At 70.1% G+C, this 7,712-nt stretch carries 6 protein-coding genes and 1 pseudogene; 3 read left to right on the top strand and 4 right to left on the bottom strand.

All coding sequences use genetic code 11. The annotated features are described in order from the left end of the window. The 3 genes from ACFR9S_RS09420 to ACFR9S_RS09410 all read left to right on the top strand — a co-directional run. The coding region (locus ACFR9S_RS09420; protein ID WP_379818494.1) for an ABC transporter permease at positions 1-558 on the top strand (558 nt) is incomplete at its 5' end. Next, entirely contained in the window at positions 558-1,616 is a 1,059-nt protein-coding gene (locus ACFR9S_RS09415) for an ABC transporter ATP-binding protein (RefSeq protein WP_379730747.1), read from the top strand. The genes ACFR9S_RS09420 and ACFR9S_RS09415, both read left to right, overlap by 1 nt. Next, entirely contained in the window at positions 1,613-2,665 is a 1,053-nt protein-coding gene (locus ACFR9S_RS09410) for an ABC transporter ATP-binding protein (protein ID WP_379730745.1), read from the top strand. Before ACFR9S_RS09415 ends, ACFR9S_RS09410 begins: the two co-directional genes overlap by 4 nt. Positions 2,666-2,942: 277 nt before the next feature. Here ACFR9S_RS09410 and ACFR9S_RS09405 read toward each other — a convergent pair whose 3' ends face one another. The 4 genes and pseudogenes from ACFR9S_RS09405 to ACFR9S_RS09390 all read right to left on the bottom strand — a co-directional run. Then, positions 2,943-4,880, bottom strand: a complete 1,938-nt coding sequence (locus tag ACFR9S_RS09405) for a CocE/NonD family hydrolase (protein ID WP_379818493.1) — start codon at positions 4,878-4,880, stop codon at positions 2,943-2,945. Beyond that, positions 4,877-5,662: a creatininase family protein gene (locus tag ACFR9S_RS09400; protein ID WP_379732519.1), complete on the bottom strand. Its 786-nt coding sequence runs from the start codon at positions 5,660-5,662 to the stop codon at positions 4,877-4,879. Before ACFR9S_RS09400 ends, ACFR9S_RS09405 begins: the two co-directional genes overlap by 4 nt. Next, on the bottom strand, positions 5,659-7,293 hold the full coding sequence (locus ACFR9S_RS09395) for a hydantoinase B/oxoprolinase family protein (RefSeq protein ID WP_379818492.1): 1,635 nt from the start codon (positions 7,291-7,293) through the stop codon (positions 5,659-5,661). Before ACFR9S_RS09395 ends, ACFR9S_RS09400 begins: the two co-directional genes overlap by 4 nt. Then, positions 7,290-7,712: pseudogene (locus ACFR9S_RS09390) on the bottom strand (hydantoinase/oxoprolinase family protein); the annotation flags it as partial. The gene ACFR9S_RS09395 and the pseudogene ACFR9S_RS09390, both read right to left, overlap by 4 nt.

Genomic DNA, 7,712 nt, shown 5'->3' with positions numbered 1-7,712 from the left:
GGCTACTACCGCGGCCGCGTCGGCCGGTGGATCACGACGGCGATCGACATGAGCCTCGTGTTCCCGCCGTTCGTGCTGGTCGTCGTGTTCGCGGCCTACGCGGGCAGCAGCGTCTGGAACATCATCCTGATCCTGTCGCTGCTCTCGTGGCCGATCCCCGCCCGGACGATCAAGGCGAAGACGCTGAGCGTCCGCGAGAACGACTTCGTGGAGTCGACCGAGGCGCTGGGCGCCTCCGACTTCCGCATCATGCGACAGGAGGTGCTCCCGAACATCCTGCCGGTCGTGTTCGCGAACGGCATCCTCCAGATGGTGTACACCATCCTGATGGAGGCCGCGGTCGGCTTCCTCGGACTGGGCGACACCGCCCGCATCTCCTGGGGAACGATGCTGTACTTCGCCCAGAAGCAGGCCGCACTGAGCAGCGGCGCCTGGTGGTGGATGATCCTCCCCGGGTTCGGCATCGTGCTCGCGGCGTTCAGCTTCATCCTCGTCGGCAGCGCGCTCGACGAGGTGCTCAACCCCCGCCTCCAGCGGCGGACGTGGGGTGACGACTGATGGACCGACAGCAAGGGACGAGCGACCGATCACGCACACAGGACATGAGCACGCAGACGCAGGAACGACCGACCGACGCCGCGGAGACGCTGCTGTCGGTTCGGGACCTCTCGACGTACTACAGCGAGGACGAGACCGACGTGCCCGTCCGGGCCGTCGACGGCGTCGACTTCGAAATCGCCCGCGGGGAGACGTACGGGCTGGTCGGCGAGTCCGGCTGCGGGAAGTCGACGCTCGGGCTGAGCCTCATCCGGGCGCTCCCGCCGCAGGGTGACATCGTCGAGGGCGAGATCCGGTTCGAGGGGCGCGAGATCGGCCAAATTCCCAAGTCCGAGGTGAAGGACGTGCAGTGGGCCGACATCTCGATGATCTATCAGGGCGCCCAGAACGCGTTCAACCCCGTCAAGACCGTCGGCGCGCAGATCCGGGAGCCGCTCCGGGTCCACGACATCGTCCCGGAGGAGGAACGGGAGGGGCGCGTCCGCGAACTACTGGAGAAGGTGAACCTCCAGCCCGACGTGGCCGAGCAGTACCCCCACGAGCTCTCCGGCGGAATGAAACAGCGCGCCGCCATCGCGATGGCGATCGCCTGCGAGCCGGACCTGCTGATCGCCGACGAGCCGACGACCGCGCTCGACGTGATCGTGCAGGCGGAGGTGCTCAACATGCTCCAGCGGCTGCAGGAGGACCTGAACTTCGGGATGCTCGTCATCTCGCACAACCTCGCGGCCATCATGAAGCTCTCGGACCGCATCGGCGTGATGTACGGCGGGAAGATCGTCGAGAGCGCGCCCGCCGAGACGCTGTACGACGCACCGAAACACCCCTACACCGCCTTGCTCCTCCGGAGCCTGATCGACCCGCGGCGGCCGCCCGAGCAGGTCGAGACGATCGAAGGGACGCCGCCGGACCTCCGGGACCCGCCGACCGGCTGTCGGTTCGCCGAGCGGTGTGCGCTTGCCACTCAGGAGTGCCGGGACGGCGAGCCGCCGCTCGAGTCGGTGGGGGAGGCCCACGAGACCGCCTGCTTCCACCACGAGGAGGTGTCGGAGCTATGAGTTCGGAACCCACCCCCACCGCGACGGCGACGAGTGAGGAACCGATCCTCGAGATCCGGAACCTCGAGAAGCACTACGTGAAGAGCACGGGGTGGCTGGAGTCGTTCTTCGCCGACGAGAAGCGGGTCCGCGCCGTCGACGGCGTGAACCTCTCCATCGAGGAGGGGGAGATCTTCTCCGTCGTCGGCGAGTCCGGCTGCGGGAAGACCACGCTCGGGAAGACCCTGCTCCGGGTGATCGAGCCGACCGCCGGCGAGATCCGGTTCAAGGGGACCGACCTCGCGTCGCTGTCGGATAGCGAGATGCAGGAGATGCGCCAGCACCTCCAGATCGTCTATCAGGACCCCTTCGAGGCGCTCAACCCCAAGCGGACGGTCCGGGGGCTGTTGCGCCAGCCGATGGAGATCCACGGGATCACGGACGACGAGGAGCAGCACGACCGCATCCACCGCGCGCTGGAGGACGTGAACCTCCTGCCCGCAGCGGACTTCCTCGACCGGTACCCGGAGGAGCTCAGCGGCGGCCAGCTCCAGCGCGTGCTGTTCGCGCGGGCGCTGGTCCTCGATCCGGAGTTCATCGTGGCCGACGAGCCCTCGAGCATGCTCGACGCGAGCGTTCGCGCCCGCGTGCTCGACCTGATCGACGAACTCCGCGAGGAGCGCAACATCTCCTTTTTCATCATCACGCACGACATCGGCGCGGCGCGCTACCTGAGCGACCGCATCGGCGTGATGTACCTCGGCCGGCTCGTCGAGATGGGCGCCGCCGACGGGATCGTCGACGACCCGAAACACCCCTACTCGAAGGCGCTGATCGACAGCATCCCCTCCCCGGACCCCCGGGAACCGCTCGGGAGTTCGGGGATCGGCTCGGAGGTGCCCGAGCCGGTCGACCTGCCGAGCGGCTGTCGGTTCCACCCGCGCTGCCCGATCGCGACCGAGCACTGCCGCGAGGCCGACCCCGAGTGGCGCGAGGTACCCTCCGAGGACGAGGCGATCCGCATGACCGAGTGCCACGAGGTCGAACCGAAGCAGACGCCGTCGGAGTAACCGATACGGCGCGGTCTCCGTCGAGACCTCCGTGTCTCGGCCACGAACACTCCGCCGTAATCGTGTCGTAACCAATACGGCGCAGTTCCTGCCGGCGCCTCCGTACGCCGGCGACGAACACTCTGCCGTAATCGTGTCGTAACCAATACGGCGCAGTTCCTGCCGGCGCCTCCGTGCGTCGGCCACGAACACTCCGCCGTACTCGTGTAGTAGCCAACGCCGCGAATCGTCGCGCTCGAACGCCGAGCACCGCGAAGAACGCCCGTTCCTCGAAGGATCAGCGATCGACCGCGGTCCGTTTCCGCTCGCGGTAGATCGCCTCGCCGTCGCGGTCGAGGGCGTACTGCATCGTTGCGAACGACCGCGTCACCGAGCTGTTGACTTCGGTCTGGATCGACTCGGTCGGGAACGAGAGCGTCGTCGTCGTCCGCCGATCCACGGTCTCCGTCCCGAGCGTCCCGCGCTGGACGCTCGCCGTCGTCGCGGTCTCGTAGTCGAACGTCGCCCCCGAGAGCGACTTCGAGTAGGACTGCGCCAGCGATACCGTCACCGTGTCGTCCGTGTGTGAGACGGTCGTCGCCCAGTCCGGCGCCGTCGGCTCGCCGTACGCGTCCTGCGGCGGGTCGAACGCGTAGCCGTCGTCGAACGTCGGGCTGCCGTCGTGGAACTGGCCGGGAAGGTGACACGCCGCACCCCCCGTCCGGAGTTCGAAGCCGGCGCTGCCGTCCGGCGGCGAGACGTAGGGGAAGAACGCGCCGCTGACGGCGACCCGGAGCGTGTGCTCCGGCTCGAACACGTGGGAGGTCGGCCGCAGCGACACGTCGACGCTGTGTGGCTCCCCGGGCGTCAGCGGCTCGACGGCCGCGCCCGGCTCCCCCGGCGGGTCGATCTCGCCGTCGAGCTCCGCGCGGGTCACGCCGTGGGTGACGAGCCGTCCCGTCCCGTCCGGCGCCACGTCGACGACCCGGACCGCGAGGAGCTGAGCCGGACCGTCCGGAACGATCTCCAGACTCACCTCGCCGCTGCCAGTCAACTCGAACGCGTCGTCGAGCGGGCCAGTCTCGTAGGTGATCGACCGGTCGTCGTCGGGCGTCGTGTCCAGATCCGTCCCGCCCGGGATCTCGAAGCCGATCGAGGCAGCCCCGACGCTGTAATCCGCCTCCCAGCGGTCGGTGGTAGCCGCCGACGAGCCGTCAGTCGAAAGCCCGTCCGGGCCGAGATCGAACGCCACAGCGTCGTCAGCCGTCGGCCACGCTTCGCGGGCCCGCCATTCGCCGGCGAGTCGGTCCTCGTCGGTAGGCCGCTCGGTCCAGTAGCGGATTTCGGGGCGGGAATCCCGATCGCCCCCGTCGCGGAGGTGGTGGTCGAACCACGCCTCCATCTCGCCGAGGAAGTCGATCCGGGCAGTCTCCCCCTGCTCGGGCATCGCGTGGCGCCACGGGCCGAGGATCACTTCCGTCGGCGCGTCGATGCGGTCCGCGTAGTCGAGCGTCCCGCCGCCGAAGGCGTCGCGGTAGCCGCCGACCGCGAGCGTGGGGACCGAGATCTCTCCGACCGGAACGTCCTTCTCGGCCCAGCAGTCGTCCTTCTCGAGGTGGTCGAGGTACTGGAACAGGAACGGCTCGCGATCAGTCAGCCCGTCGAGGCGGTCGGTCCAGCGCTCGGCCCAGCCGTCAGTATCGCGGTTCGCGGGCGGCTGGAGCGGGAGGTACTCGAAGTTCGGCGCCCACTGGCCGCAGGTGCGCAGGAACGCCAGCGCGCCGCCGTCGAAGTAGGCGTCGTAGATCCTTGCGGGCGCGTGGATCGGGACGATCGCCGCCAGCCCGTCGGGGTCCCGTGCGGCGATCTCCAGCGACGTGGTGCCGGGGTAGGACTTCCCGACGAGACCGACCCGGCCGTTCGACCACTCCTGCTCGGCCAGCCACTCGACGACGGCGGCGCCGTGGCGCCCCTCGTCGGCGGTGAACGGCTGCTCGACGAGGCCATCGGACGCCCCCGTCCCGACGGCGTCGGCGACGACGACCTCGTAGCCCGCATCGACGAGGTAGTCCACCATGGGGTCCGAGCGCGTGTCCGAGAGGTCGTCCTTGTGGTACGGCGTGTAGACGAGCACGACCGGCTGCGGGCCGTCGGCCGCCGGCTCGTGTCGGGTCGCGCGGACGGTGCCGTCAGCGAGCGGGATCGCCACGTCGTCGTGGACGGTCGACTCGCTCATGCCTCGCCCCCCTCGATGGCCTCGATGTAGTCGGCGGCGCTGGCCACCAACTCCGCCCAGAGCGCGTCGCCCTTCCCGGCGCTCGCGAGCGTCGGATCGCCGACGTGACCGAGGTCGCCTTCCTCGGGGGAGTGGGCGGTGCTCGGGGTCAGTACCCGATCGTCGTTGCCGACGAGGTTCAGCGTCCCGTACGGGCCGGGGTCGGCGGTCTCCTTCTCGAAGGCGTCCTCGTCGACGAGTTCGGGGTAGCGCGCGAGCATGAACGAGGTCTCGAACTCGCCGCCGTGCATCCCGTCCTCGGGGTCGCCGTCCCGGAGCCGCTCGTGGACCGAGATGCCGAGTCGGAGCGGGTCGATCGCCGCGAACGACGTGTCGGGGTGCTGTGCCGCGCTCTTCTGCATCGCAGTCTCGATCGCCGGGAGGTTCGCGATCCGGTGGCCGTTGACGGTCACGACGTTCTCGAAGCCGTGGCCGGCGAGGCTGGCGTACACGTCCGTCAGCACGGACACCACCGTCTCCGTCGACAGCGAGATCGTCCCCGGGAAGCCGAGGTGGTGGTTCGCGTCGCCGTAGGGAATCAGCGGCGCCGTCAGCACGTCGGCCGCGACCGCGATCTCCTCGGCGAGGTCCCGCGCCTGAAACGCGTCGACCGCCAGCGGGAGATGCGGCCCGTGCTGCTCGGTCGAGCCGATGGGGACGATCACCGTCGGCGACTCGCGCTCGGTCAAGTACTGTTCGACTGCCGGCCAAGGGAGTTCTTCCAGTCTGTGTGTGTCGGTCATCGCTCCTCCGTGTCGTCGGTCACTTTCCCGTCCAGTCGGTCGGCCTCGCGGTCGGCTTCGGCCCGATCGTCCGGGTCGCCGTACCCGCCGCCGCCGGGCGTCCGGACCGTGACGGTGGTGCCCGCCTCGATCTCCCGGGTAGTCTTCGCGGCCAGCGGCTCGCCGTCGACGAGGTTCTCGCCCAGCGCGCCCGGCTCGCCGCCCGCCGCGCCCTGCGGACGGTGGCGCCGGCGCTCGGTCAGCAGCGAGACGACGGCGTCGGTTTCGACGGTGAGCGACCGCGTGAGGCCCAGCCCGCCGCGGTACTCGCCGTCGCCGCCGCTGTCCTCGCGGAACGCGTACTCCTCGACGGTGAAGGGGTACTCCGCCTCCAGCGCCTCGATCGGCGTGTTCAGCGTGTTGGTCATCCCGACCTGCACGCCGTCCATCCCGTCCTTGTCGGGGCGGGCGCCGAACCCGCCGGCGATCGTCTCGTAGTAGGTGAAGCCGTCGCGGTCGCGGTTGCCGATGATGAGGTTGTTCATCGTCCCCTGCGAGCCAGCCGGCACGCGCTCGGGCACGGCCTCGGCGAAGGCGGCGAACACCACGTCGGTGAGCCGCTGGCTGGTCTCGACGTTGCCGCCGACGACCGCCGCCGGCGGGTTCGGGTTCACGACGGTCCCCTCGGGCGCGGCCACGTCGATGTCGGCGTAGCTCCCGTGGTTCGGCGGAATCTCGGGGTCGGTGATGCTCCGGACGACGAAGTACACCGCGCTCTTTGCGACCGACAGCGGCGCGTTCATGTTGCCGGCGCACTGCTCGGCGCTGCCCGCGAAGTCCACGTCGACGGTCGCGCCGTCGACGGTGATCGACACCTCGATCGGGATGTCCGCGTCGGTCACGCCGTCGCCCTCGAGCACGTCGCTCGCGTCGTAGGTGCCGTCGGGGAACGCCGCGAGCTCGTCGCGCATCCGAGCACGGGAGTAGTCGATGATGGCGTCGAACGCCCGCTCGACTCGGCCGCGGCCGTGCTCCTCGATGAGCTCCGCGAGGCGGTCCTCGGCGCGGTCGTGGGCCGCGAGCTGGGCGCGCAGGTCGGCCCGGCGCTCGGTCCGGTTACGCACGTTCGCGAGGATCACCGCCATCAGGTCCTCGTTTAGCTCGCCGCCCGAGCGCAGCGCCACGCCGGGCAGGCGCATCCCCTCTTGGTAGATGTCGGTGGCGCCCGCGGGCATGCTGCCGGGGGTCATCCCACCCACGTCGGCGTGGTGGGCGCGGGTGACGGCGTAGCCGACGATCTCGCCCGCCGGCGCGATCGTCGAGACGATCGTCACGTCCGGTAGGTGGGTGCCGCCCTCGAAGGGGTCGTTCAGGATGTACGCGTCGCCCGGCTCGGGGTTCTCTGCCATCACGGCGGCGACGGCGTCCGGCATCGCGCCGAGATGGACCGGGATGTGTTCGGCCTGTGCGACCATCCGGCCGCCGGCGTCGAACAGCGCGGTCGAGCAGTCCTGTCGCTCCTTGATGTTGGGCGAGTAGGCGCTGCGGATCAGCACCTGCCCCATCTCCTCGGCGACGCTCTCCAGTTCGTTCCGGAACACCTCGAGCGTGACCGAGTCGATCCCCGCGGTCCGCGGCTCGGCGCCGCTCATCGCTCCACCTCCGTCAGCACGAGCGAGCCGTTCTCCCGGACGGTCGCCTCCCACGCCGGCGGGACGACGGTCGTGCTCTCGTCCTGTTCGAGCACGGCCGGCCCGCCGAACGTGGTACCCGGCGTCGTCGGCCGGCGGTAGACTGGCGTCGTGTACTCCTCGCCGCCGAACACCGCCGTGTGCTCGCCGAGCTTCTCGAACGTGTCCTCGGGCAGCGCCGTCTCGGGGACGCTCCGGGGGACCGCGGCGGCGACCCGGAGGTTCACCACCTCGACTGGCTCCTCGGCCGCGTAGCCGTACACGCGTTCGTGTGTCGCCTCGAACGCGCTCCGGAGCGCGTCGGGATCGACCGGGGAGCCGGCGTCGACTTCGAGCTCGAAGCTCTGCCCGCGGTAGCGGAGGTCCGCGGACCGCCGGAC

The organism is Halolamina salina, assembly GCF_042678005.1.
Classification (GTDB): Archaea; Halobacteriota; Halobacteria; order Halobacteriales; family Haloferacaceae; genus Halolamina; species Halolamina salina.
Note: the sequence above shows the minus strand (reverse complement) of the source record. Positions and strands in the feature narration are given on the sequence as shown.